The sequence below is a fragment of the Sorangium sp. So ce1504 genome (genome assembly GCF_051521635.1).
GTDB classification, from domain to species: domain Bacteria; phylum Myxococcota_A; class Polyangia; order Polyangiales; family Polyangiaceae; genus Sorangium; species Sorangium cellulosum_B.
This window is the reverse complement of sequence record NZ_CP150365.1, coordinates 10,491,205-10,513,295: the sequence shown is the minus strand read 5'-3', so window position 1 is coordinate 10,513,295 and position 22,091 is coordinate 10,491,205. Positions and strand designations below refer to the sequence as shown.

Sequence of the window (22,091 nt, the reverse complement as noted above, 5' to 3'; positions counted from 1 at the left end):
TCGTGCGCAATCTACCTACGGGCTGAGCGAAGGCGCCAGCGCCTTCGCCTTCTCCTCGAGGACCCGCTTGCGCAGCGCAGGGTCCTGCCCCCCGCGCCGCTGCAGCAGGCGCTCCAGCGCCTTCGACGCCTCGATGTGCGCGCCCGCGCGGCTGGCGGCGTCGGCCAGCTTGAGGAGGCGCTCCTCGGTCGGCTCGTCCTGCGCTGCCCGCGCGTAGTAGGTCACGGCCGAAGGATGGTCTTCACGCGCCGCGAGCAGGTCGCCGGCCCAGGTCGACGTCGCCGCGCACGCCGCGAGCGTGGTGCACGACGCGGAGAGCAGCTCGCGGAGCGCGGGGAGGAGCTTCTCGGACGAGGCCATCTGCGCCGCCGCGACGACCCGCAGGCGAAGACAGCCGGCCCGGTTGTCCAGCCGCTCGCAGCTCCCCGAGAGCAGCTGCTCCGCCTCCGCGCTCTTCTTGCCCAGGAGGAGGAGCCGCGCCCTCAGCTGGACCGCGAAGAACGAGTCGTCGTCGAGGCCCTGCACCGCCGCCGCGTGCGCCTCGATCTCCCGCTCGCAGGCGGCCCTCCGCCCGTCGTCACCGCCGCAGCGGGCGGAGCCCGGGGCCTCCAGCATCGCGAGCAGCGCATCGCCGGCAGCCCAGTGCGCTCCGACCCGCGCGCGGTCGCGCGCGATCGCCTCCTCCGCGCAGCGCAGGCGCAGGTCGACCTCTTCCCGGCGGTCGCCCGCGGTGGCCATGCGCTCGAGCACCTCGACCCCGGCCTTGCCTTCCGGCACGGCCCGCAGCAGCTCCTCCCACGTGTGGGTCCACTGCCGGGCGAGCCCCGCGGCCGTGTCGGTCACGCGGGGGTCGTCCTCCACGGCGAGCCGCAGGCTCAGGAGCGCCTGCTCCTTGGCGCCGCGAGACGCGAGCACCTCCGCGAGCAGGAGGTGGGCGCGCCCGTGGCGGCGTGAGCGCTCGAGCGTGCGCTGGAGCCATGGGATGGGGCTCTCGCCGCTGCCCCGGAGCGCGGCGACCGCGCCGAGCAGCGGGAAGTACGGCTCCGCGGGGTGGCGGAGGATCGCCGCGCGGAGCTCCTCGCGGAAGCGTGGCCAGCCGGCGCCGCTCGCCGCGCCGGCGTCGCTCTGCGCGCGCAGCGACCGGCGGTCGTGGTCGACGTCGCGCCAGCCGAAGCGCACCATCAGGGAGACGAGCGCGAGCGCGGAGGCCGCGGCGCAAGCCGCCGCCTGCCACGGCCGCCACCGCTCCGGGCCGGGCGCGCCTGCCAGAGCCTGGTGCCGCGGCCGCTCGCCATGGGCCTCACCCCAGAGCGAGCCCAGGGTCGCCGCGAGCGCGATGCTGACGCCTGGCACCTCGAGCCCGAGATCGAACAGGTTCTGGAGGACGAGCGCCGCGCAGCCGACCCAGGCGCCCAGCGCCGCCGTGCTCGCGCGTAAGGCGATCTTGCCCGGGCGAAACGCGACGCCGAACGCGACGAGCGAGGCCGCCGCGACCGGAGCACCCCACTCCGCAGCCCACTGGATCACGACGTTCTCGGCGTGTGTGAACACGATGTTCCCCGGCGACTGTCGGTACGCCGGGAACACCGTCTCGAACGCGCCGCGCCCGATGCCGAGGAGCCAGTGATCCGCGAGCAGCGGGAGCGTCGAGCGAAAGAGCGACAGCTTGTCGAGGTTGTCGTCCGCCATCTCCGCGAGCGTGCGGTTCGTCGCGGCGAGCGCGGCCAGCAGCGCGCCGCCGCCGATGGCCACGCTCAACAGCCACGCCGCCGCGCCCCGGCCGCGGGCGCCGGAGCGGTGCCTGCCGCGCCGCCGCCGCGAGAGCAACGCGAAGAGGGCGAGGCCGAGCGGCAGCACGAGCAGCCCTCCGCGGGACGACGCGATGATGCCGACCCCGACGATCGTGGTGAGCCCGACGCCGGCGACCCAGGGCGGCAGGAGCGGCCTGCTCGTGAGCAGCAGCCCGACCCCCGAGAGGATGCCGAGGTTCAGGTAACCGGCGAGGTTGTTCGGGTTGAGCAGCGGCCCGACGTGCCATGACGCCACCGAGAACCGCGGTTGATACAGGCCGAAGACGGTCGTCGCGCCGAGCAGCCCGTGGGCGATCGTCGTGAGCGCGGCGAGGAACGCGCTGCCGAAGACCAGGGTGATCCCGAGCTTCGCGCCGCGCCGCGCGCCGACGAACGCGGCCGTGAGGAAGACGCCGGTATAGGTCAGCCATTTCACCGCCTCCACCAGCGTGGCGCCGGGGTCGAGCGAGACGCTGGCGTACCGCGGCGCCGCCTCGCCGAGCGGCATCAGGGAGCGCGACCAGATGTCGGCGCTCGCCGGCGAGAGCCGCTCGAGCCACGCGAGCGGCAGCGGCGCGGCCTGCAGCAGCGTATACGCGGTCAAGCCGAGCAGCGTGAGCGCCGGCAGCGTCTTCACGGGAGACGGCTCGCCGGCGAGCGCGCTGGCGCGGAGCGAGAGCGCGGCGGCGATCGCCACGACCGCGGACACCAGGGCCAGCGTCGGCGCATGGACAGCGCCGATGGCGAGCACGGACCCGGCGACGATGGCCCCGAGCAGCCACGGGATCACGCGCTCGGCGAGCGGTGGTGCGGCGCCTCCTGGGCGGCTCCGCGCCGCGGCGCCCATCGAGCGCCGGAGCTCGGCGGGCGACCTCAGCTTCGGGCGTGTGGAGTCCGTCGTCACGGCCGGCCAGGGTAGTCGATCTGCGCCGCAGAGGGACGGGATCGCTCACCGCACCATCGAGTCGACCTGCGCACTCGCGCGATTGACCGAGAGAGTGTGAGATGACGAGCATCCATCCAGGAGCGCTGTCGCGCGGCGGCGCACGGCGGCGCGCGCCGCCGCGCATCAATGGGCCTTCCTTCGCGTTCAACGCCGAGCGGTTGATCACGAAGGGGTCGTCCAAGGCGCTGATCGAGCTCGCGTCCAGCCACGCCTCTGGCGAGCAGCTCGCCGATACGACCTGCGCCGAGGAGGCGCTCGCGCAGCCTCGCCGCTCGTGTAGAGTGCGCCGCGTGCTCACGCTCTCGGCGCATCCTCTGCTCGAAGTCGCCGCCTTCGTCACGACGTTCCCCGCGCCGCTCGGCGAGCTGCGGGGGAGCGACGCGCTCCGCGGCCTCCTGTCCGACAAGGCCTCGGCCCCGTTCCGCTCGGACGACGCCGTGCGGTCGGCGGTCCGCGATCTGCTCCGGCACGGCGGCTACAAGCCGACAGGCCGGGGCAAGCCGGCCTCCGAGTACCTCATCCGCGCCGCCGAGGGGGGATCGCTCGCGGCCATCAACGCGGCCGTGGACGCGTGCAACGCCGTGTCGCTGCACACGGGCCTGCCCATCAGCGTGATCGATCTCGATCGCGCCCGCCCGCCGCTCCGCATCGAGGTCGCGCCCGCTGGCTCCCGCTACGTGTTCAACGCCTCGGGGCAGGAGATCGACCTCGAGGGGCTCCTCTGCGTCTTCGACGCGGACGGCCCGTGTGCGAACGCCGTGAAGGACGCGCAGCGGACGAAGACGCACGCGGGGACGACGCGCACGCTCTCGGTCCTCTGGGGCAGCCGCGCGCTGCCGGGCCGCGCGGCGGGAGCGGCCGCCTGGTACAAGGAGCTGCTCGCCGGCGTCGGCGCGGCGACCTCGGACGCGCCGATCGCGGCCTGATCGCCCGGCGCGCGGGCCATCGCCTCCCACGCACGCCGGCGCGCCGCCGCTGCCGCGATGCGCCCTACGGCGCCGGCGCAGGGGGATCGGGCAGCGTGATCACGCTCTCGTCCTTGTCGGTGAGCCACCGCCAGTTGTCGACGAGCCCGGTCGAATCGAGCTGATGGTCTCCGGCGTCGTACGCCCCCCATCGGATCTTGATCTCCGTGTTCGGCTCCACGGGCACCGAGGTGACCAGCCAGCTCGTACCCGCGCGGCCCTCGAACCCCGTCCCGAGCAGCTCCCGGATCCCGCGGGTGCACGCGTACACCCTGCCGTCGAGATCGCAGGGAGGGCCGCTCTCGCAGGCGCAGACGTCGATGAAGGTGCTGTTGACGCTCATCGCGTTCCACTGGCTGTCGAAGAGGATGTGACCATCGAGGAGGTTGGCCGGCCGCGGCGAGAGGAACGCGACGAAGTAATCGTTGAAGCTGTCGCAGACGACGGGCCAGTCGAACGTGACGTAATTGACGTTGAACGCGAAGCCGCGGACGTTCGACGGGACCCGGAGGGTGATCTCGACGGCGGTCGGGTCGGACGGCTTCGCGAGCACAAGATCGTCACAGCCGCGGGGGTCCTTCGGGAAGTCTTCGGGGAAATCACCTTCGTACTTCTTGTCGAAGCCTTGCGGGCTCTCGAACCCCTCGTCGCCGTCCTGCCGCGCCGTGCCGCTCGAGAGGGCGAGCAGCCGCGCGCCCGCCCTCGGCGGGACGTTGCGCCCGAACGCGGGGAGGATGCCGTGCCCGAGGTGGAAGTTGGCGAGCAGCTCGGCTTCCTGCGGCGGCGGCGCGCCGTCGACCATGACCCAGGCGGCGGAGACCACGCCCCAGTCGCGGGGCCCGGACGACATCTTGCACAGCTCGACCGCCCTCGCGGCGTTGAGCGGATCCAGGTCGTCGAGCGGGATCCCGTCGTCGCACGGCTCGGGCACGTTGTCGGGGATGCCGTCGCAGTCGTCGTCCACGGGCTCCGGCGAGGCTCCCCCTTCTCCACCGACCGTCGGGAGCTCGAGCGCTCGCGGATTGATCAGCGCGTTGCAATCGTCGCAGTCGCCTTCGAGCTCCGTGAAGCCGTCGCCGTCGTCGTCGACGTCCGGCGAGCCGCTGCAACCCGCGCCCGCGCCCCCCGCACCCACCCCCGCGGACGTGGCGACGGTCGTCGCGTCGGCCGTCGTTTCGGCTGTCGTGGTCGGTATCCCGCCGGTGCTGGAGGCGCTCGCGGCGCCGCCCTCCCCGACATCAAGGCCGCCTACCGGTCCGATGTTCCCGGTGCAGGCCGTGCCCAGACACCCTGCCGCAGTGATGAGGCTCAAGAAATTCAACCAAGGTTTCATCGGTGCTCCTCGAGGTCGCATGGAACCAGGGAGGTTCGGTCGATCCGGCGATACGGGAGTCGTCGATGATTTTATCAGCAGAAGCGGCCGCAGCAGTCAGCTCATCCCGGCAAAGGCTGGTGCTTTTTTGTGAGGTGAATGCCCACATCGTGGCACCCGTATCCGACCCAGGCGCCATGGTCACGAGCGTTCCAGGAGACGCGGGTCGTGGCGACAAAACGCAGAACGCCGGCGCTTCCACAGCGCCGGCGCTCTCGGCCTCTCCGAGGGGCCGTCCACGGTTCGCCCCGCTCACACGCAGCGGGCGGAGCGCTCTGAACGATCAGGCCTGGGCGCCCACTTCCTTCTTGCCCTTGCGCTTCGGCTCCTTCTTGCTCCCGGAGCCGTTCGTGGTCGCGGGGACCGCGGCGAGCGTCGGGCGCAGCAGGTCCTCGGCCAGCTTGGCCGCGCGGTCCGTCTTCTCCCAGGTGAACTCGTCACGCCCGAAGTGGCCGTACGCGGCCGTCTTTCGGTAGATGGGCTTCAGCAGATCGAGCTGCTCGATGATCGCCTTCGGCCGCATGTCGAAGTTCTGCATGATGTACTTCTCGAGCACGTCCTCACCTACGCGGCCCGTGCCGAAGGTGTTCACGTGGACGCCGACCGGCTGGGCGACGCCGATGGCGTAGGCGATCTGCACCTCGCAGCGCGCCGCGAGCTTGGACGCGACGACGTTCTTCGCGACGTAGCGCGCGTAGTAGCAGGCGGAGCGGTCGACCTTCGTCGGGTCCTTGCCGCTGAAGGCGCCGCCGCCGTGCCGGCCCATGCCGCCGTAGGTGTCGACGATGATCTTGCGGCCGGTGAGGCCGGCGTCGCCGAAGGGGCCGCCGACCACGAAGCGGCCGGTGGGGTTCACGTAGATCTTCGTGCTCCGATCCATCAGCTTGGCCGGGATGCACTTCTCGATGATCAGGCTCCGCACCGCGTCGACGATCGTCTTGTGCTTGACCTCGGGGCCGTGCTGCGTCGACACGACGACGGCGCTCACGCGCACGGGCGTCTGATCTTCGTACTCGATCGTGACCTGGGTCTTGCCGTCGGGGCGCAGCCAGTCGAGCTTCTTGGATTTGCGGAGATCGGCGAGCTTCCGGGCGAGGCGGTGGGCATAGCTGATGGGGGAGGGCATCAGCTCCGACGTCTCGTCCGTCGCATATCCGAACATGAGCCCCTGGTCGCCTGCCCCCTGCTCCTTGAAGAGGCCCTCGCCCTCGGTGACGCCGCGGGAGATGTCGGGCGACTGCTTCTCGATCGCCGTGAGCACCGCGCACGTCTCGTAGTCGAAGCCCATCGCGGCGTCGGTGTAGCCGATGTCCTTGATGGTGTTGCGCACGACGACCGGCATGTCGACCCACGCCGAGGTGGTGATCTCGCCGGCCACGACGGCCATCCCCGTCTTCACCAGGGTCTCGCACGCGACGCGGGCCGTCGGATCCTTCTCGAGGATCCCGTCGAGAATGGCGTCGGAGATCTGGTCGCACACCTTGTCGGGGTGTCCTTCGGTGACGGACTCGGATGTGAACTGGTAACGGCGCATGAATCGCTCCTTCGGCGGACTCGAAATCGGACCTCTACGCATAGTTCGAGCGCGGGGCACCGTCAACGCGAGCCGCGGCCTTCCGCGGACAAAAGCGCCGGCCGGACGAGCTGCCTCCGGGCTGTCGGTGTGGACGCGAGGTGGACGCGAGACCGGACGAGCGGGGGGGCGTCGGGCCGTCGATCCGGCGCGCTCCCGGCCGACGCGCTCCCGGAGGCGCGCCGTCAGAGGCTATGATGCGGCGCATGACGTTCGACGAGATCAAGGCGTGCCTCGAGCGCGAGGGCTGGGCTGTGGAGGTCGTATCCAGCGACACCATGCGCAGCGACTTCCAGGGGGCCGAGCGGCTCTTCCCGCTGTTCGTGCGGCTCTCGCCCCCCTTCGTCGTCTTCGCGGTGATCCCGTTCGTGCGGCTCCCGATGGAGCTCGAGGAGGGCGACGGGATCGTGCGGCGCCTGCTCCAGCTGAACCGCGAGATCAACATGGCCAAGCTCTCGGCCGACGAGGAGGGCGACGTGATTCTCAGCGTCGAGTACCGCCTCGAGGACCTCGATCCGAGCGAGGTGCGCGACGCCGTCGATGTGCTCTCTTTCTACGCGAACAAGCACTATGCCGAGCTCGTGGCGCTCGCCGCGCAATGAGCGGTCACCGGCCCCGCTTCAAGGCAGGATCTGCTCTTCTCTGGGCTTGAGCCCCTCGTGCGCCCTTAGCTCGGTGCGCACGACCCGGACGCGCCGCACGTCGCGCCCGCGGACGACGGTGAGCTCGACGGCGCTCCCGACGGCCCCGCGGAGCCGATCGCGCACCGCTGCCGACGAGAGATCCCGGACATACACGCCATCAATCATCATGATCTCGTCGCCCGGGATCAGCCCCGCTCGCTCGGCGGCGAGGCCCGGCGGCACGTCGCGCACGTAGAGCGCCAGCGACTCGTTATCTCGCCCAAGGACAGCCCCGATGGATCCCACGCTCGCGGTGCACCCCGCGGCCACGAGCAGGAGCGCCGCGCTCCAGGACCTGTTTGCCACCGGGGCACCATAGCGCCGAGGAGCCCCGGCGCGCCGCCATTCTCGCAGGGCGCTCCCGGAGCGCGCGGCGGGACGCGGCCGCCACGTCAGACCGGCTCCAGCGGGCGCGCGCGCTCGTCGAACGTCGCAGCGCCGCAGGCGAGAGAATGCGATTTTACAGGAAGGGAGCGCCCGAGTGTGCCTGTCGCGTCCGCACGCGAGGTGCGAAACTCGGTTCTCGGTGGGGCTTCAGGAGCGCAAACAACTACGCGGCTGGTCGCCGGAGGCGCGGGATACGCCCTGGAAAGCGCGGCGTGGCGCCGGGACGCGGGCTTGCAACGATCTGTCACGTCATGTCCATCGAGAGGTCGCAATCCAGTTGGTCCCCGGGGGCGGCTGCCCTAGAGTCCGGGCCGGGATCGCCGATGCCTGAACCGCGCGCTGCTGCCGAGAGCTCGACACCTGCCGCCCAGTCCGGCGGTGTGCCCGGCGGCTGGAAGATGCGCATGGAGGACCCGCTCAATCGCTACTATCGGTACCCGATCGCGCGCTGGATCGTGCGGGCGCTGATGAGGACGCCGGTCACGCCGAACCAGGTGACGCTGGTTCAGCCGCTCTTCGCCGCGCTGGCCGGTTACCTGGTGACGTTCGATGATCCGAGGCACCTCATCGCCGGGGCGCTCGTGTTCGAGCTCCGCTCCATCCTGGACTGCGTGGACGGCGCGCTGGCGCGGGCGAAGCGGATGGTGAGCCCCGCCGGGCACGCCATTGACGGCCTGGCCGACTGGCTGGGCGTCGTCTTTCTTTATGCCGGCATCTTCTGGCACGTTCACCTTCACCCGCCGCCGGAGGGCCCGTGGAGCGCGACGGTGTCCACGAACGCACTCCTGCTGATCGCGCTGCTCCAGGGGGCGCTGCGCTCTTTCTCCGCGGACTACTTCAAGCTCAAGTACTGCTCGATCTTCGAGACGGGCACCGACGAGACGGCGGACGTGCTGCGCCGGAAGATCCAGGCGCTCGGCCCCTCCTCCTCGTTCTTTGCCCATTTCGATGTCTTCATCGGGCGCATGGGGCACCTCGCGTTCGAGCACGAGTGGTTCGATCCGCGGCGGAGCCAGTCCTCGACCAGCGCGGATCAGGTAAAACAGCTGATCCGGGAGGAGGCGTCGCCGCTCACGCGCCTCATCGGCGCGCTCTGGGCGATATCGAACGGCGACGCGTTCCTGTCGATGGTGGTGCTGACGCTCCTCGTGAACCAGCTCTGGCTGGGTCAGGTCTTCTTCGCGACGGGCGGGGTCGTCTGGATCGTCGCGGTCGTCTGGCTGAACGGCTGGTTCCTCCGCGGCGCATCCCGGCGCGCGAAGCTGGCCGTGGCCTGAGCTCGGCTCCCGGCTGTGCCGCCGAGCTCAGATCCGCGTAGTCCCCCTCAGAGCCCGCTCCTAGAGAGCGCTTGCCAGGCGGCGGGCTTTCTCCACGTCTTCTTCGAAGTCGATCTCGGTCCAGGGCAGGTCATCGACGCGCTCGATACCGAACGGTACCTCCTGGAAAGCGCGGTCCATCGCGGCCTCGTACTCCTGGTCGAGGCGGCCGGCGGAGACCTCCTCCTCCAGGAGGCGCTGCATCGTGCGACCGCCCTGTGGGCCGACCTTGGCGAAGCCGACGGTCTCGCCGGCGATGTCCCAGTCCTTGCCCACGCGGCGCGCGATCTTGAGGACGCGGCCGGCGCGGACGCCGACCATCATCTCTTCGCCGCTCTCCTCCGAGCTCGCGTCGACCAGCAGGCAGTTCTCGTGGGGCGAGCTCACGAGGCGCCGCAGCAGCGCGGCGGGATACAGCACGTCGGCGTCCATCCACAGCCCGCCGCCTGACAGCCGGTCGGCCGCTACGTGGAGCGAGACGATGCTGCCGTGGGTGAACCGCGGGTTCTTGACGAGCTCGACCTTCAGCGAAGGGCGGAGCGAGGCGAGCGCGTCCTCGATCATCTCGTGCCGGAAGCCGACGACGATCGTCAGATCGGTGACGCCGCTCTCGGTGAGGTTCACGAGGTGGCGCTCGAGCAGCGTCTTGCCCTCGATCGAGATGAGGCACTTGGGCGCGTCCCGGCCGATGCGCCGGCCGCGGCCGGCGGCGAGCAGGATCGCCCTCATCGGCGCGCCTCGGCCGCGAAGCGGGAGGCCAGCTCCTGCGGCGTCTCTGCGACGCGGCCGATGCCCTTCACGGTGCCGCCGTCGACGAGGGCGAGGACCATGACCGGGCCCGGCTGCACGAGCGCGACGCGCAGCGACGCCTCGAAGGACTCGACGGACTCGGCGCGGTGCGTGGCGCGGTAGCCGACCGCGCTGGCGACCGACTCGAGCCTCACGTCGCCCGAGATCGTCCGCTGCCCGCCCGTCGAGGCGTGGGAGCGGTTGTCGAGGACGACGTGCACGAGGTTCGCCGGCCGCTCGCTGCCGACGCTGGCGAGCGCGTTCATGCCCATGAGGACGTTGCCGTCGCCGTCGAGCACGAAGATCCGCTTGCGCGGCTGCGCGAGCGAGAGCCCCAGGCCGATCGACAGGCCGAGCCCCATCGAGCCGATCATGTAGAAGTTCGAGGGCCGGTCCTGCGTCGTGTAGAGCTCGCGGCCGATCATGCCGTTGCAGCAGACGACGAGGTCGTCCTTGCCGACCGCCGCCGTGAACACCTTCAGCGCTTCGAGCTTGTTCATTCGAGCACCCCCGCGGGCACGATGAGCGCCGCCGGCTGCCTGGTGGAGAGCATGACGTCCTTCGCCCACTGCACCTGGGGCCCCATCGGCTCGGCGGCGCGGAGGACGCGGTGCTGGATCTTCATCAGATCGAGGATGGGGAGCATGATCTCGCCCATCATGATGTGCTCCGGGGCGTCGTTGCCGCCCTCGCCGCGCCAGGAGATGACGAGCAGCGCGGGCACCTCGTACATCGTGCTGAGCGAGGCCAGCGCGTTCACGGAGACGCCGAGCCCGGAGTTCTGCATCAGGACCATCGGCAGCCTGCCGCCGAGCCAGGCGCCGAAGGCCATCCCGATGGCGCTGTCCTCGCGGGTCGCCGAGATGTAACGGGCGCTCGCGTCGGCGTCGAGCAGCGAGACCAGGCCCTTCAACAGCGAGCAGGGCACGCCCGCGAAGAAGTCGAACCCCGCCTCCTTGAGCGCGGCGACGAACTCGGGCGCATACGATTTGCCTGAACCGTGGGACATCGCCTCACTCCTTGATGAGCGCCCAGGCGCGACGGTAGTCCTCGAACGTGTCGATCTCGAGCCACCCCTTGTAAACGTCGATCGCCTGCACGTCCGCGCCGCGGTCGACGAGCTCCTGGAGCAGGTCGGTGAAGGTCGCGCTGCGGAGCGACTCGGCCTCGTGGAAGCCGCCCTTCGCGCGGCTCTCCTGCAGCTGGTGGTAGCAGTCGGTGAGCAGGCGCGCGCCCTTCGCGGTGAACAGGGCCATGCCCACGAATTCGCCGTGCGCCTCGCCCGCGGGGATCGCGCGGCCGACGCGGGCCACCCGGTGCGGCGCCTCGGCGCCGACGAAGCGGTAGCCGGCCTCCTGCGCGTCCTTCAGGGCCACGAGGTCGGGCACGCCGCGCGCGTCCTTGGGCCGCTGGCCCTCGGCGTACGCGCGGTCGACGACGATCGAGATGTCCGCCGGGCTCTTGAGGAGCTTCTCGAGGTGGCCGCGCTCGAACACGATGTCGCCGTAGAGGAAGAGGAACGGCCCGCTCAGCTCCTTGGAGGCGCGGAAGAGCGAGAACACCTCGTTCGTCGTCGCGTACTCGTCGTTGTCGTAGAAGCGGGCGTTCGGGACCTTGATCGCCTCCTTCTTGTACCCGCGCACGACGGCGACGTCCTTGACGCCGCACGCGTTGAGCACGTCGATCTGCCGCTCGAGGATGCTCTTGCCCTTCAGGTCGAGCATCGGCTTCGGCAGCTCCTCCGTGAGCGGCAGGAGCCCCTGGCTCTGGCCGGCGGCGAGGATGACGGCGGTGACGCCCGGGCTGCCGGAGGGCAGGAAGCTCGACTCCTCCTGCTTCATCTTGTCGACGCCCACGAGCTGGTAGACGCGCTCGAGCGGCACGACCTTGTCGTCGACGCTGCCGGTGTACATCTCGCGCTTCAGCGTCTGGAGCGTCTCCGTCATCGCCTTGATCGACGAGCGGATCGCGTGGTTCGCGAAGATGATCAGCTTGAAGCCGGCCTTGTGCAGCGTGTCGACGCTCGTCGTGCGGTAGATCGTCGGCACGCAGACGAGCGGCGTGTTCGGGCGGTCCCACGCGCGGGCGAAGGAGAGCACCTCGTCCGGGTCCTTGCTCTTCGAGTGGATGAGGACCATGTCGGCGCCCGCGTCCGCGTAGGCGCGGCCGCGGCGGAGCGCCTCCTCCATCCCCCAGCCGGCGATGAGCGCCTCGGTCCGCGCGATGACCACGAAGTCGCGATCCTTCTGCGTCGCCTTCGCCGCGCGGACCTTGAGCGCGTGCTCCTCGACGTCCGCGAGCTCGCGCTTCACGCCGGCGTAGAAGCTGCAGCGCTTCGGGAAGATGTTGTCTTCCATGCAGATCGCCGCGATGCCCGCCGCCTCGTACTCCTCGACGCAGCGGACGACGTTGACGGCGTTGCCGTAGCCGTTGTCGCAGTCCGCGACGACCGGGAGCGACGTGCTGTTCATCATCTTGGCGGCCTGGAGGTTCTCCGCCATCGTGAGGATGTTCGCGTCCGGCACCGCGTAGCTCGCGGAGATCTCGAAGCCGGAAGCCCAGAGCCCGTCGAACCCTGCCTCTTCACCGATCTTTGCGGAGAGCCCGTTGTGCGCGCCGATGATGACGATCGGCCCGGGGCGGGCCATGAGTTCGCGCAGCTTCCTGGCTTTGGTCACGTCTCCTCCACTCCTTCGCGCGGTGTTTCCATCCCTGCCTGGCGGGCGACCGCGTCCGCATGCGCCGCGGTGCGCGTCCCCGGCGAGCGGCATCCCGTCGTCACCGCGCGCGGGCAGCTCCGGGGGGCGCCTGATCTCGCTCTCCTCCCCGAGGAGCCGGGCCTCAGAACGGGGGCTGCCTTAACACCGTTCGCCAGTGCCGCCAATGGCAGGGCACGACCGGAGCAGACGATCGCGAGGGCGACGGAGCGCGCTCCGCCGCGTGGGGACGTGCGCGCTGCGGCGGTGCCTGATGGCGGGCGCGCGCGATGCTCGCCGCGGGCTCCCCCGGCCGCTCAGCCCTCGCGGCCGACGATCCCGCGCAAACGGACCAGCCCGGGGCCCGCGCGGAGCACCACCCGGCACGCGAGCCGGAGCCGCGGCGGGGCGCCGAAGCGCTCGAGCAGATCGCGCTCGCCGCGCGCGGGCGGTTCGAGGAGCTGCTCCCCTTCGATGACCTCGACGCGGCACGTGGCGCAGCGCGCGTCGCGGCACGAGAACACGATCGGAGCGCGCGCGTCGTCGCAGACATCGATGAGCCTGCCGGCTCCCGTCTCCGCGGTGACGGCGGGGCCGAGCGCGCCGTCCTCGAACACGACCGTGGGCACCGCCGAACCCTCCCTCCTCCCTACCTGGCGCGCGACGCCGAGAGCGCATTTTCTCGGGCGTCGGCACGCACTATACGACGAGCGATGACGGATCGCTGGGACGCAATCATCCTCGGCGGAGGGCCGGGTGGGTCGACGCTCGCCGCATCGCTGGCCCGCCTCGGCCGCCGGGCCCTCGTGCTCGAGCGCGAGAGGTTCCCTCGCTTTCACATCGGCGAGTCGCTGCTGCCGCTGTCCCGCGAGGTCTTCGAGCGGCTCGGGCTGGACGAGGAGCTGGACGCGCGCTTCCTCCGCAAATACGGCGCCCGGTTCCTGTGCTCGTCGACGGGGCGGACGCGGACGTACAGCTTCGCCGACGCGTTCGAGCCGAGGTTCGAGTTCGCCTACCAGGTGCAGCGCGACGCGTTCGACCAGCTGCTGCTCCGCCACGCCGCGGAGCTCGGGGCGGAGGTGCGCGAGTCGTGGGAGGCCGTCGAGGTGGTGTTCGAGGGCCCCCGCGCCGTCGGGGTGCGCGCGCGGCCCCGCGCTCGACCCGACGGCGCCGGGCCGGAGGAGGCCGCGGCCGCGCGCGCCGACTCGAGCGACGTCGTCGAGCTCCGGGCGCCGGTGATCGTGGACGCGACGGGGCGGGACACGCTGCTCGCGTCGAGGATGCGGCGGAAGGCGCAGCTGGCCGAGCTCGACAAGACCGCGCTGTTCACCCACTACGAGGGCGTGCCCCGCGAGGAGGGGATCCACCAGGGCGACATCCAGATTGTCCTCTTCGAGCACGGGTGGTTCTGGTTCATCCCGTTCCGCGGCGAGGTGACGAGCGTCGGCGCGGTGGTGTCGTCGAGCTGGATCCGGAGCCGGGCGAAGGGGGAGCGGCTCGACGAGCTCTTCGATCGCACCGTCGCGCAGAGCGGCTGGGCGCGGGAGTTCCTCGCGAGCGCGCGGCGCATCAGGCCGGTGGGGGCGCTCGCCGATTTCTCGTACCGGATCGACCAGCTCGCCGGAGATGGATGGCTCTTCGTGGGCGACGCGGGCGGGTTCCTCGACCCGCTCTTCTCGACGGGCGCGCACCTCGCCATCAAGGGCGCCGATCTGGCCGCCACGGCCATCGACCGCGCGCTCGACGCCGGGGACACCTCGCGCGCCGCGTTCGCGGCCTACGAGGCGGAGATCCGCTACGCCGTCGATCTCTTCCTGGGGGTCGTTCAGGGCTTTTACAAAGGCCAGTTCCGGGAGACGCTGTTCGAGCCGAACCAGCGGCCCACGATGCGCAAGCTCATCACGAGCATGCTCGCGGGCGACGTGTTCCACGCCGAGCGGCGGCCGCAGTGGGCCTCGTTCCTCCGGCAGCAGTATCCGGCGGAGGTGCCCGCTTTCGCGTGAAGCGCGGCGGGCGGCCGAGCGTGTGCCTCGCCGCGTGCACGCTCGCCCGGGCGCTCGGCCGTCCGGCGCTCAGCGGCCGCACGCTTCGCGGTCCAGGACCGCGAAGCGCATCTGCTTGCAGGCGGCCGCGAGCGCGACGCGCGCCTCCGCCCTCGCGTCGCCCTCCAGCGTCTCGTCGTCGGCCTCCGCCCTGGCCTCGAGCACGTCGCGCGCGATCCGGATCGCGGCCTCGTGGCTCTTCCTGCTCTCCGCGGGCAGCTTGCTGGCGCAGGTGGTCATCGTGGCCAGGTAGCTGTCGCAGGCGTCGACCCCCGTGCTGTCGAGGTCGGCCTTTCCCGGATCGCCGCCTGCCTTGCCGCAGCCGAGGGCGAAGGTGCCCCAGAGAAGAAGTGCCAGGTGAGCTCTCGCCATCGTCGCGCGCGCCGGAGCGCCGCGCGCCGCAGGAGGCCGGTGCTGGCCGCCTCGCGCGCTGCCCGACGCCGGCGCACCCTGCCATGAGCCCGCGCGGCGGGGCAATTTTCGGTGGCTCAGGCGCCGCGGCGCGCCCTGCGCATGCGCCTGCGCCGCGGGGAGAGCCTGGCGGGTCAGGCGCGGATCAGCAGGATGGCGTGCTCGTGGCGCGGGCGGCGCTGGAAGGCGCGCGCCGTGGGGCGGTGGAAGTGGGGGCGCGGCTGCGACGCGACCGCGCGGACCGCGAAGCGCGCGCCGGACGCGGCGGCCCTGACCACGTCGACCGCATAGACCGGCGCGCCGGCGACCACGCTGTCGGCGATCAGCAGCACGAGCGGCGCGCCGCTCCGGAGGACGCGCGCGAGCGCGGTGAGCACGCCGCCGAGCTCGTCGCGCCAGCGCGCGCGGCCCGCCTCGGGGCCGAGCGGGTCGAGGTGCCGGCGGGCCCCGATCTCGTCCTGCTCGAAGCGGGCGCTGCGGAGCCGGAGCCAGCGCAGCCTCGCCTCGTGGTGGGCGAGGTAGTCGTACACGCCCGGGTAGGGCGGCGACGTGATCGCGAGGTGGACGGAGCCGGCCTCGACGCCGCGGAGCACGCGCGCGTCTCCCTCCTCGACGAGCGCGGGCGGGCTCGCTTCGAGCGGCGCGGCGACCTCGGCGAGGCGCTGGGCGAGCTCCTCCGCCTTGCGGATGAAGAGCCGCGCCGGATAGCCGGCGGCGATCCGCCGCGGCAGCTCGTGCTCCGACGTGTCGGACGTGCGGCGGCTGAGCTTCGTCAGGATGGCGGAGAGGACGAGCTCGAGATCGGCGCGGAGCGCGTCGGCGCCGTGGCCCGCGAGGCGGTCGAGGCCGACGCGGAGCCCGTCGAGCTCGAGGAGCACGTGCGGCTCGAACAGGGCGACGTCCTCGGGGCCGTACCGGCGGCTCGGACCGGCGCGCGCCTTGCGGCGCTCATCGGCCGCGGCCGCGACCTCGCGGGCGGCGGCGACGAGCCGCTCCCGCTCGCCGGGGGTGCTGCCCTGCACCTTGAGGCGGGCGAGGCGCACGGCCAGCGGGTTCGCGTCGACGCCGATCGCCGCCCGGCCCGAGAGCCGGGCCTCGACGAGGACGGTGCCGCTGCCGCAGAAGGGGTCGAGCACCCGCTCGCCCGGCCTCGAGAGGCCCTCGATCAGCCGGCGGGCGGTGTCCGGGTGCATCCGGGCCGGGTAGCTGTGGAACCCGTGCACGTGCGCGCGCGCCGCTTCCTCCGCCGTGCTCGAGCTGGCCACGTCGAGCGCGTGGGCGAGCTTCGCGGCGCTTTCGGGGTCACCCTCGAGCACCGTCGCGCCGCCGATGTGGGTCAGGGCGCGGCGCTCCTGGGGCGCGGGCCGGCTCGCGCGGGCCTTCTGCTGCGGCGGGCCTGGCTTCGGCTTGGGATCAGCGCTTCGCGGGGTCGACATGGGCGGTCCGTTGCGTCAGGGGCTCGGCAGCGAAGGCTTCCTCTTCGGCGGCGAGGGCGTGCGCCACGCTCTCGGCCCCCGCCTCGCCCCGGTCTTCGCCGCGCGCCGCGCCGACGCGCAGCTTCGGCGCATAGCCGAACTCGCCCGCGGGGCTCACCGCGCCGCGCACGACGTCGTTGACCTCCAGCAGGGCGAGGAGCTCCTCGGCCTGAGACTCGGCGATGCGGAGGGTCGAGGCGAGCCCGCCGGCGGTGAGCGGGCCCTCGGCCTGGCGGGCGACGTCGGAGGCGACGGAGACCCAGGCGGCGTCGAGCGCGGGCGAGATGTCCCGGCTCCGCGACTTCGCCCGCCGGAGCGCCCAGAGGGCGAAGGCGCCGACGGGCGCCATGGTGAGGAGGCCGGCGGTGAAGAGCCCGACGCTCGCGCTGAGGACGAGCAGCAGCACGGCGAACAGGAACAGCTCGAAGCCGAGCAGCGCGCTGGCCGCGACGCCCGCGGCGCGCCAGACCGAGCGCGCCGAGGCCGCCGCGCGCGCCTTCTGGAGCAGCGGCACCTCGCGGCCGGATCGCTCGACGCGGTCGTCGGCGACGGGGACGCGCGGGCCGCCGCAGGCGTCGCACGCGAAGCGCAGCTCGAGGTGCGCCGAGACGCCGGTCACGCCGCCGCAGTGCGGGCAGGCCTCGGCGCGCGCGGCCGCGCCGCACTGCGGGCAGCGATCGCCCTCCGGCGCGAGCGCCGCGTCGCACACGCGGCAGCGGGCGGCGCCGGGCGACGCGTCGCTCACGGCGCGCTCGCGGATGGGGCCGAGCGGGCGCCGCCCACGCTGCGCAGCACGGCGTCGAACAGGGCGCGCCCGTCCGCGCAGCCGTGGCCCTGGAAGGGCTCGCTCATCCGTTCGGGGTGCGGCATCAGCCCGAGCACGTTCCGCCGGGGCCCGCCGTAGATGCCGGCGATGTCCATCGCCGATCCGTTGGGGTTCGCGTCGCCGCCGACCAGCCCCTCCCGGTCGCAGTACTGCAGCGCGATGGCGCGCTCGTCGACGAGCTTGCGGAGCGTCTCCGGATCAGCCTGGTAGCGCCCTTCGGCGTGGGCGATCGGCAGGCGGAGCACCCGCGGCAGGCCGGTCGTGAACGGCCCTTCCGCGCGCGGCGTCACGAAGACGTCGCGGCACTCGAAGCGGAGGTGCGCGTTGCGGGTGAGGGCGCCCGGGAGCAGCCCCGCCTCGGTGAGGATCTGGAAGCCGTTGCAGACGCCGATCACCAGGCCGCCGCGCTCCGCGTGCCGCCGGATGGCGGGGACGATCTGGCTCGTGCGCGCGATGGCGCCGCAGCGCAGGTAATCCCCGTAGGAGAACCCGCCGGGGATCGCGACGAGATCGGTGCCTGCGGGGAGCTCGGCGTCGCGGTGCCAGGCGGTCGACGTGCGGACCTGGAGCACGTCGCGGAGCGTATGGATCATTTCGGCATCGGCGTTGGAGCCCGGGAAGATGACCACGGTCGCGTGCATGGCCGTCGACGTACTCCGGTTGCCGGCGCTCGGCCAGGGGTCCTGACGGCGCGCGCGGCTTCACCGGCTTCTTTCGGCGTGCCATGATGGGGCATGGCGTCGCGATGGGCGCGGACCGGTCGAACCGACGCGACGGTGCAGGCGGCGTCCGGCTATCTCGTCCTCGCGGCGCTGGCGATCTCGCTGGGCCTGGTGCTGCGGGATGGATGGCCGTGGATCCACCCGAGCCCGTGGCTCGCGCTGCCGCCGCTGGCCGCGGTGCTGATGAGCGCCGCGCTCGGCCTCACGCTGGCGGCCGGCGTCATCGTGACGACGCGCGTCGCCGTGGCCCGGTTCAGCTGGGCCCGGCGCCTGCACGCGGAGCTCCGCCCGGTCGCGCGCGACTTCTCGCTCGGCCAGATCCTGCTCCTCGCGGGCCTCTCGAGCCTGGGGGAGGAGCTGCTCTTCCGCGGGCTCCTGACGCCGCTCCTCGGCGTGCTGCTGAGCGCGATCCTCTTCGGTCTGATGCACCAGATGCGCGGTCCGAGCCGCTGGGTGTGGATCGGCTGGGCGGTGGGCGTTGGCGCGGGGCTCGGCGCCATCTTCGCGGCGACCGGGTCGCTCGTCGGGCCGGTCCTGGCGCACGCCGTCGTGAACGCGGTCAACCTGAGCTACCTGCGCGATCACGATCCGGGCGAGGTGGAGCAGCAGCCGACGCTCTAGATCGGCGCTTCCGTTTCTTCTTGTACCCGTTGCCCGCCGTCAGCGCTTCTTCGCGTCAGGGCGGGGAGGCCTGGCCGGCGCCGGTCTCGGGGGGATCGGGGTCGCACGCGGCGGGCCTTCGTGGCTTGCCGGCTGGGTCTCCGGGGGGGCGAGGGTCCCGCGGGAGAGCTCGCCCGTGTCCACGGCGCTCTGCCGCTCGCGCCCTGGCGAGGACGGTCGCGAGGGCGGCGTTCGGCTCCCGCTTCGCGGCAGCGTCGGAGGCTCGCTCTCCTCCACGCGCATGCCGCGCTGGCTCGACGGCTTCGCCGTCCTGCGGGCCAGCGAGGGCAGCGTCGGCGGGGCCGCCGGGGTCGCCAGCTCGAACTCGAAGTTCAGCTCGAGCGACGGCGGCCCATCGGCGATCGCCACGGCGGGATCGGAGCCCCTCTGTGGCAGAGGGGTGGGCCCGCGGCGCAGGCGCTCCTCGGACACGACGCGCGACGACGGCGGCGCGACGTCGTCGAGAATGGACGACGGCCCGCCGAGCGCCGTCGTCGCGCTCCGGGGCTCCGGACGGCGTCGCGACGGCGGGAGTGGCAGCTCGACGCGGGCGCTCTCGTCCTCGAGCCGGGTCGCCTCGAGCAGGTACGCAGCGATGGACGTCCGCTGCGCGGGCAGGGGGCGGATGCCTGGCACGAACGCGAACCGTCCGACCTTCCAGCTGAGCATGGTGCGGAGCGCGGCGAGCGCCGAGGCGCGCGTGCCTCCCACGGTCCCCTCGACGATGCACCCTTCGGCGATGTCCAGCTGAGCCCGACGTTTCTTGCTGCTCACCTCGAACACGCCCGACCGCCGCTCCATCTCGAGCACCGTGAGGACTGTCGCGATGGACATCTGGCTGAGATCGCCCTCGATCGCGGTCTGATCGACGGAGGCCGGGATGGACATGAGGCTGTCCCGCCGCAGGCGCAGGCGCGACGCCATCTGCACGAGCGCGCCGATCTGCGCGACGACCTCGCCGACCCGGAACGGCTTGGTCATGTAGACGTCGGCGCCCACGTGGAACCCTTCGAGGCGGGCCTCCTGGTCGTCGAGCGCGGAGAGGAACAGGAACGGGGTGACCGATACCCGGGACGGCTGGGTGCGCACGTTGCGCGCGACCCAGTAGCCGTCGTGGTCGGGCAGGCCGATGTCGCAGACGATGCACTCGGGCTCCAGGGTGCAGGCGGTGGAGAGCCCGGCCTCCGCGGTGGCGCAGAAGATGACCTCGTAACCTGCCTCCCGGATCGCGGTGGCGAGCAGGTCCGCGATGTACTCCTCGTCCTCGATCACGAGCACGACCCCGCTCGGCATCTGGCAGACGGTACACGCGCCCTGCGGGGGTGGCCAAGGGTGAATGGCGGAGAGCCAGCCTGATCATTCATTCGCCGGCGCGCCGCCGTCCCGGCTCCTCGCGCGAGCCCTCGCCGCGGCATCCCGCGCGAGCTCGCCGCGGCATCCCGTGCGGGTTCGCCCGCGGCGTCCGGCCGCGGCGAGGAATCCACGCTATAAGAACGGAAATGGCAACTCTGGTCCGAGAGGCCGACGGTACGGCGCGGCCCGGCGAGCGGGCCTCGTCGGGGGCTCGCGTCTTCATCGCGATGAGCGGCGGAGTCGACTCGTCCGTCGCGGCGGCGCGCCTCTGCGACGCTGGATACGAGGTCGTCGGCGTGACGCTGCACCTCTGGGACTACCCCGACGACGGCAGCGTCAAGAGCCGCTGCTGCGCGCCCGAGGATCAGCACGACGCCCGCCGGGTCGCCGACCACCTCGGGATCCCGCACTACACGTTCGACCGCCGCGCCCTGTTCCGCGAGCACGTCGTCGACCCCTTCGTCGAGGCCTACCTCGCGGGTGAGACGCCGAGCCCGTGCGTGGCCTGCAACCGCTCCGTCAAGCTCCGGGAGCTGTTCCCGCTGGCGGAGCGGCTGGGTGTCTCGTGGGTCGCGACGGGCCACTATGCGCGGGTCGTCCTGGAGGAGGGCGGCGCTCGCCTCTACCGCGGCCGCGATCGGCACAAGGATCAGAGTTATTTCCTGCACATGCTCCGGTCGGACGAGCTGTCGCGGCTCCTCTTCCCGCTCGGCGACTCGACCAAGGACGAGGTGCGCGCCGAGGCGATCGCCCGCGGGCTCCCGGGCGCCGAGAAGGGGGAGAGCCAGGAGCTCTGCTTCATCCCCTCCGGCCGTTACGCGCCGTTCGTGGCCGACCGCGCCGCGGACAGGCTCCGGCCCGGCCCCATCGTCGATCGGGACGGCCGCGTGGTCGGGTCGCACGGCGGGGTGCACGGCTTCACGGTGGGCCAGCGCAAGGGCATCGGCGTCTCGCTCGGCCGGCCCGCGTTCGTCGTGGGCCTCGACGCCGCGTCCGGCGCGGTGCACCTCGGCGACGAGGGCGATCTGTACGCCGCGGGCGCCGAGATCGCCGACGCGGTGTGGTGCGACGACGCGGTCTTCCCCCTGGAGGCCGAGGTGCGGGTGCGCGCGCGGCACGAGGCGGCGCCTGGCGTCATCGAGCGGCGCCGCGACCCCGCGACGGGCGCGGAGAGCTTCGTGGCGCGGTTCGCGAGCCCGGTGCGGTCCGTCTCCCCCGGGCAGATGGCCGTGGTCTACCGGGGCGATCGCGTCCTCGGGGGAGGCCGCATCAAGGCGGCCCTTCGCTCGCAGGCGGCGTCATGAGGGCCCGTGCGCTCGCGCCCCTCGCCTGCGCGTTCTCGCTCGGGTGCTCGCTCGGGCAGGGGGAAGGCGAGGTCGTCAGCGAACGGCTGCGCGCGGCCGGCTGCTGGGACGACAGCTACGACATGAACCCGGACTTCTTCGCTGCGGTCCCCTACCGCTCCACCTTGCAGGTCCGGGTGCAGCGGGGGAGCGACCTGCAGGAGATCTCGGACGGGCTCGCGGTCCTGATCGATGACGTCGACCTCATCCGCGGGGACGGGACCGTGAACAAGCTCGACGTCGACCTGAGCGTCGGGCTCCCGCCCGGCGTCGAGCTGCCGGGCTCGCCTCCACCGACGCCGAAGCCGGAGGGGCTCGCGCCGCTCGTGCACATGGCGCTTTACCTCCAGCGGTCCTGCCACAACCAGAACATCGTGCTCTACGCCGTTGATGGGACCATCAAGTTCCAGGCGCTGTTCAGCGGCGATCCCAACGAGACGGACGCGGTCGACAAGTACACCGACGCGACGTTCGACGTCTGGGTCGGCGATCCGCGCGACGCAGGGCTCGGTCATCCAGCCGACGCCATCCCTCGGGAGCTCCTCTCGCGGGTCACCGGGGGGTTCCGCTTCTACTTCGAGCGGGGTCAACCTGGGCAACCGTTCCCCTGAGCCCGTCACGACTCCGTCCTGGGTTTCAGGTGGTGTCCTACCTGTCGGGACAGGCGCCTTCAGCGCCCCGGTGGATTGAAGCTGACCATCTGGAAGGTGTCCTGGCCGAGACGACATGGCAAAGCGCCGCG

The 22,091-nt window shown here is 72.2% G+C and carries 21 protein-coding genes; 7 read left to right on the top strand and 14 right to left on the bottom strand.

All coding sequences use genetic code 11. From position 1 onward, the window contains the following. Positions 1–15: 15 nt before the first annotated feature. The gene (locus tag WMF39_RS39550) at positions 16–2,694 is read right to left on the bottom strand and encodes an O-antigen ligase family protein (protein ID WP_437741631.1); all 2,679 of its coding nucleotides are present in this window, start codon (positions 2,692–2,694) and stop codon (positions 16–18) included. 332 nt (positions 2,695–3,026) lie between these two features. On the opposite strand from WMF39_RS39550, the gene WMF39_RS39545 reads away from it, so the two are divergent. Further along, the gene (locus tag WMF39_RS39545; protein WP_437748090.1) at positions 3,027–3,662 is read left to right on the top strand and encodes a phenylalanine--tRNA ligase beta subunit-related protein; all 636 of its coding nucleotides are present in this window, start codon (positions 3,027–3,029) and stop codon (positions 3,660–3,662) included. A 64-nt stretch (positions 3,663–3,726) separates the two neighbouring features. On the opposite strand, the gene WMF39_RS39540 is transcribed toward WMF39_RS39545, so the two are convergent. Beyond that, a complete protein-coding gene (locus WMF39_RS39540; protein ID WP_437741630.1) occupies positions 3,727–5,034 on the bottom strand; it encodes a hypothetical protein in 1,308 nt (435 codons plus the stop codon). Between the two features lie 322 nt (positions 5,035–5,356). Next, on the bottom strand, positions 5,357–6,607 hold the full coding sequence (metK, locus tag WMF39_RS39535) for a methionine adenosyltransferase (protein WP_437741629.1): 1,251 nt from the start codon (positions 6,605–6,607) through the stop codon (positions 5,357–5,359). A 245-nt stretch (positions 6,608–6,852) separates the two neighbouring features. Here metK and WMF39_RS39530 point away from each other — a divergent pair, with 245 nt between their 5' ends. Next, positions 6,853–7,248: a YbjN domain-containing protein gene (locus WMF39_RS39530; RefSeq protein ID WP_437741628.1), complete on the top strand. Its 396-nt coding sequence runs from the start codon at positions 6,853–6,855 to the stop codon at positions 7,246–7,248. An 18-nt stretch (positions 7,249–7,266) separates the two neighbouring features. On the opposite strand, the gene WMF39_RS39525 is transcribed toward WMF39_RS39530, so the two are convergent. After that, positions 7,267–7,635 (bottom strand): PDZ domain-containing protein, encoded by a 369-nt coding sequence (locus tag WMF39_RS39525; RefSeq protein ID WP_231864455.1) that lies wholly within the window; start codon positions 7,633–7,635, stop codon positions 7,267–7,269. A gap of 404 nt (positions 7,636–8,039) precedes the next feature. Here WMF39_RS39525 and WMF39_RS39520 point away from each other — a divergent pair, with 404 nt between their 5' ends. Next, positions 8,040–8,993: a CDP-alcohol phosphatidyltransferase family protein gene (locus WMF39_RS39520; RefSeq protein ID WP_437741627.1), complete on the top strand. Its 954-nt coding sequence runs from the start codon at positions 8,040–8,042 to the stop codon at positions 8,991–8,993. A 60-nt stretch (positions 8,994–9,053) separates the two neighbouring features. On the opposite strand, the gene WMF39_RS39515 is transcribed toward WMF39_RS39520, so the two are convergent. The 5 genes from WMF39_RS39515 to WMF39_RS39495 all read right to left on the bottom strand — a co-directional run bounded on the left by WMF39_RS39515 (position 9,054) and on the right by WMF39_RS39495 (position 13,146). Continuing rightward, positions 9,054–9,761: an NTP transferase domain-containing protein gene (locus WMF39_RS39515; RefSeq protein WP_437741626.1), complete on the bottom strand. Its 708-nt coding sequence runs from the start codon at positions 9,759–9,761 to the stop codon at positions 9,054–9,056. Then, positions 9,758–10,321 (bottom strand): thiamine pyrophosphate-dependent enzyme, encoded by a 564-nt coding sequence (locus WMF39_RS39510; RefSeq protein ID WP_437741625.1) that lies wholly within the window; start codon positions 10,319–10,321, stop codon positions 9,758–9,760. The genes WMF39_RS39515 and WMF39_RS39510 overlap by 4 nt, the downstream gene beginning before the upstream one ends. Then, positions 10,318–10,830, bottom strand: coding sequence for a thiamine pyrophosphate-binding protein (locus tag WMF39_RS39505; protein ID WP_012239914.1), 513 nt, complete (start codon positions 10,828–10,830; stop codon positions 10,318–10,320). The genes WMF39_RS39510 and WMF39_RS39505 overlap by 4 nt, the downstream gene beginning before the upstream one ends. 4 nt (positions 10,831–10,834) lie before the next feature. Beyond that, positions 10,835–12,499, bottom strand: coding sequence for an isocitrate lyase/phosphoenolpyruvate mutase family protein (locus tag WMF39_RS39500; RefSeq protein ID WP_437741624.1), 1,665 nt, complete (start codon positions 12,497–12,499; stop codon positions 10,835–10,837). A 335-nt stretch (positions 12,500–12,834) separates the two neighbouring features. Next, positions 12,835–13,146, bottom strand: a complete 312-nt coding sequence (locus tag WMF39_RS39495) for a 2Fe-2S iron-sulfur cluster-binding protein (RefSeq protein WP_437741623.1) — start codon at positions 13,144–13,146, stop codon at positions 12,835–12,837. An 84-nt stretch (positions 13,147–13,230) separates the two neighbouring features. Here WMF39_RS39495 and WMF39_RS39490 point away from each other — a divergent pair, with 84 nt between their 5' ends. Then, entirely contained in the window at positions 13,231–14,520 is a 1,290-nt protein-coding gene (locus WMF39_RS39490) for an NAD(P)/FAD-dependent oxidoreductase (protein WP_437741622.1), read from the top strand. A 69-nt stretch (positions 14,521–14,589) separates the two neighbouring features. Here the strand turns inward: WMF39_RS39490 and WMF39_RS39485 are convergent, their stop codons facing one another. From WMF39_RS39485 to purQ, 4 genes are all read right to left on the bottom strand, one after another. Continuing rightward, complete coding sequence (locus WMF39_RS39485; protein ID WP_437741621.1) at positions 14,590–14,931, bottom strand: hypothetical protein; 342 nt, start codon at positions 14,929–14,931, stop codon at positions 14,590–14,592. 173 nt (positions 14,932–15,104) lie between these two features. After that, positions 15,105–16,406 carry a DNA methyltransferase gene (locus WMF39_RS39480; protein ID WP_437741620.1) on the bottom strand — a complete coding sequence of 434 codons (1,302 nt, stop codon included), beginning with the start codon at positions 16,404–16,406 and terminating at the stop codon, positions 15,105–15,107. Further along, positions 16,384–17,190 carry a zinc ribbon domain-containing protein gene (locus WMF39_RS39475; protein ID WP_437741619.1) on the bottom strand — a complete coding sequence of 269 codons (807 nt, stop codon included), beginning with the start codon at positions 17,188–17,190 and terminating at the stop codon, positions 16,384–16,386. Before WMF39_RS39475 ends, WMF39_RS39480 begins: the two co-directional genes overlap by 23 nt. After that, on the bottom strand, positions 17,187–17,912 hold the full coding sequence (purQ, locus tag WMF39_RS39470; RefSeq protein WP_437741618.1) for a phosphoribosylformylglycinamidine synthase subunit PurQ: 726 nt from the start codon (positions 17,910–17,912) through the stop codon (positions 17,187–17,189). Before purQ ends, WMF39_RS39475 begins: the two co-directional genes overlap by 4 nt. A 93-nt stretch (positions 17,913–18,005) precedes the next feature. On the opposite strand from purQ, the gene WMF39_RS39465 reads away from it, so the two are divergent. After that, positions 18,006–18,614 (top strand): CPBP family intramembrane glutamic endopeptidase, encoded by a 609-nt coding sequence (locus WMF39_RS39465; RefSeq protein ID WP_437741617.1) that lies wholly within the window; start codon positions 18,006–18,008, stop codon positions 18,612–18,614. Between the two features lie 39 nt (positions 18,615–18,653). On the opposite strand, the gene WMF39_RS39460 is transcribed toward WMF39_RS39465, so the two are convergent. Beyond that, positions 18,654–19,946, bottom strand: coding sequence for a response regulator (locus WMF39_RS39460; RefSeq protein WP_437741616.1), 1,293 nt, complete (start codon positions 19,944–19,946; stop codon positions 18,654–18,656). Between the two features lie 206 nt (positions 19,947–20,152). On the opposite strand from WMF39_RS39460, the gene mnmA reads away from it, so the two are divergent. Together mnmA and WMF39_RS39450 are read left to right on the top strand one after the other, a co-directional pair. After that, positions 20,153–21,310: a tRNA 2-thiouridine(34) synthase MnmA gene (mnmA, locus tag WMF39_RS39455; RefSeq protein ID WP_437741615.1), complete on the top strand. Its 1,158-nt coding sequence runs from the start codon at positions 20,153–20,155 to the stop codon at positions 21,308–21,310. After that, complete coding sequence (locus WMF39_RS39450) at positions 21,307–21,960, top strand: hypothetical protein (protein WP_437741614.1); 654 nt, start codon at positions 21,307–21,309, stop codon at positions 21,958–21,960. The genes mnmA and WMF39_RS39450 overlap by 4 nt, the downstream gene beginning before the upstream one ends. Positions 21,961–22,091: the final 131 nt, after the last annotated feature.

Bases quoted from the DNA above. Each gene is read 5' to 3' on its own strand.
- WMF39_RS39530 (WP_437741628.1), top strand. From the start codon at position 6,853: ATGACGTTCGACGAGATCAAGGCGTGCCTCGAGCGCGAGGGCTGGGCT.
- purQ (WP_437741618.1), bottom strand. From the start codon at position 17,912: ATGCACGCGACCGTGGTCATCTTCCCGGGCTCCAACGCCGATGCCGAA.
- WMF39_RS39505 (WP_012239914.1), bottom strand. From the start codon at position 10,830: ATGTCCCACGGTTCAGGCAAATCGTATGCGCCCGAGTTCGTCGCCGCG.
- WMF39_RS39520 (WP_437741627.1), top strand. From the start codon at position 8,040: ATGCCTGAACCGCGCGCTGCTGCCGAGAGCTCGACACCTGCCGCCCAG.
- WMF39_RS39465 (WP_437741617.1), top strand. From the start codon at position 18,006: ATGGCGTCGCGATGGGCGCGGACCGGTCGAACCGACGCGACGGTGCAG.
- WMF39_RS39540 (WP_437741630.1), bottom strand. From the start codon at position 5,034: ATGAAACCTTGGTTGAATTTCTTGAGCCTCATCACTGCGGCAGGGTGT.
- WMF39_RS39490 (WP_437741622.1), top strand. From the start codon at position 13,231: ATGACGGATCGCTGGGACGCAATCATCCTCGGCGGAGGGCCGGGTGGG.
- WMF39_RS39515 (WP_437741626.1), bottom strand. From the start codon at position 9,761: ATGAGGGCGATCCTGCTCGCCGCCGGCCGCGGCCGGCGCATCGGCCGG.
- WMF39_RS39460 (WP_437741616.1), bottom strand. From the start codon at position 19,946: ATGCCGAGCGGGGTCGTGCTCGTGATCGAGGACGAGGAGTACATCGCG.
- WMF39_RS39480 (WP_437741620.1), bottom strand. From the start codon at position 16,406: ATGTCGACCCCGCGAAGCGCTGATCCCAAGCCGAAGCCAGGCCCGCCG.
- metK (WP_437741629.1), bottom strand. From the start codon at position 6,607: ATGCGCCGTTACCAGTTCACATCCGAGTCCGTCACCGAAGGACACCCC.
- WMF39_RS39485 (WP_437741621.1), bottom strand. From the start codon at position 14,931: ATGGCGAGAGCTCACCTGGCACTTCTTCTCTGGGGCACCTTCGCCCTC.
- WMF39_RS39510 (WP_437741625.1), bottom strand. From the start codon at position 10,321: ATGAACAAGCTCGAAGCGCTGAAGGTGTTCACGGCGGCGGTCGGCAAG.
- mnmA (WP_437741615.1), top strand. From the start codon at position 20,153: ATGGCAACTCTGGTCCGAGAGGCCGACGGTACGGCGCGGCCCGGCGAG.
- WMF39_RS39450 (WP_437741614.1), top strand. From the start codon at position 21,307: ATGAGGGCCCGTGCGCTCGCGCCCCTCGCCTGCGCGTTCTCGCTCGGG.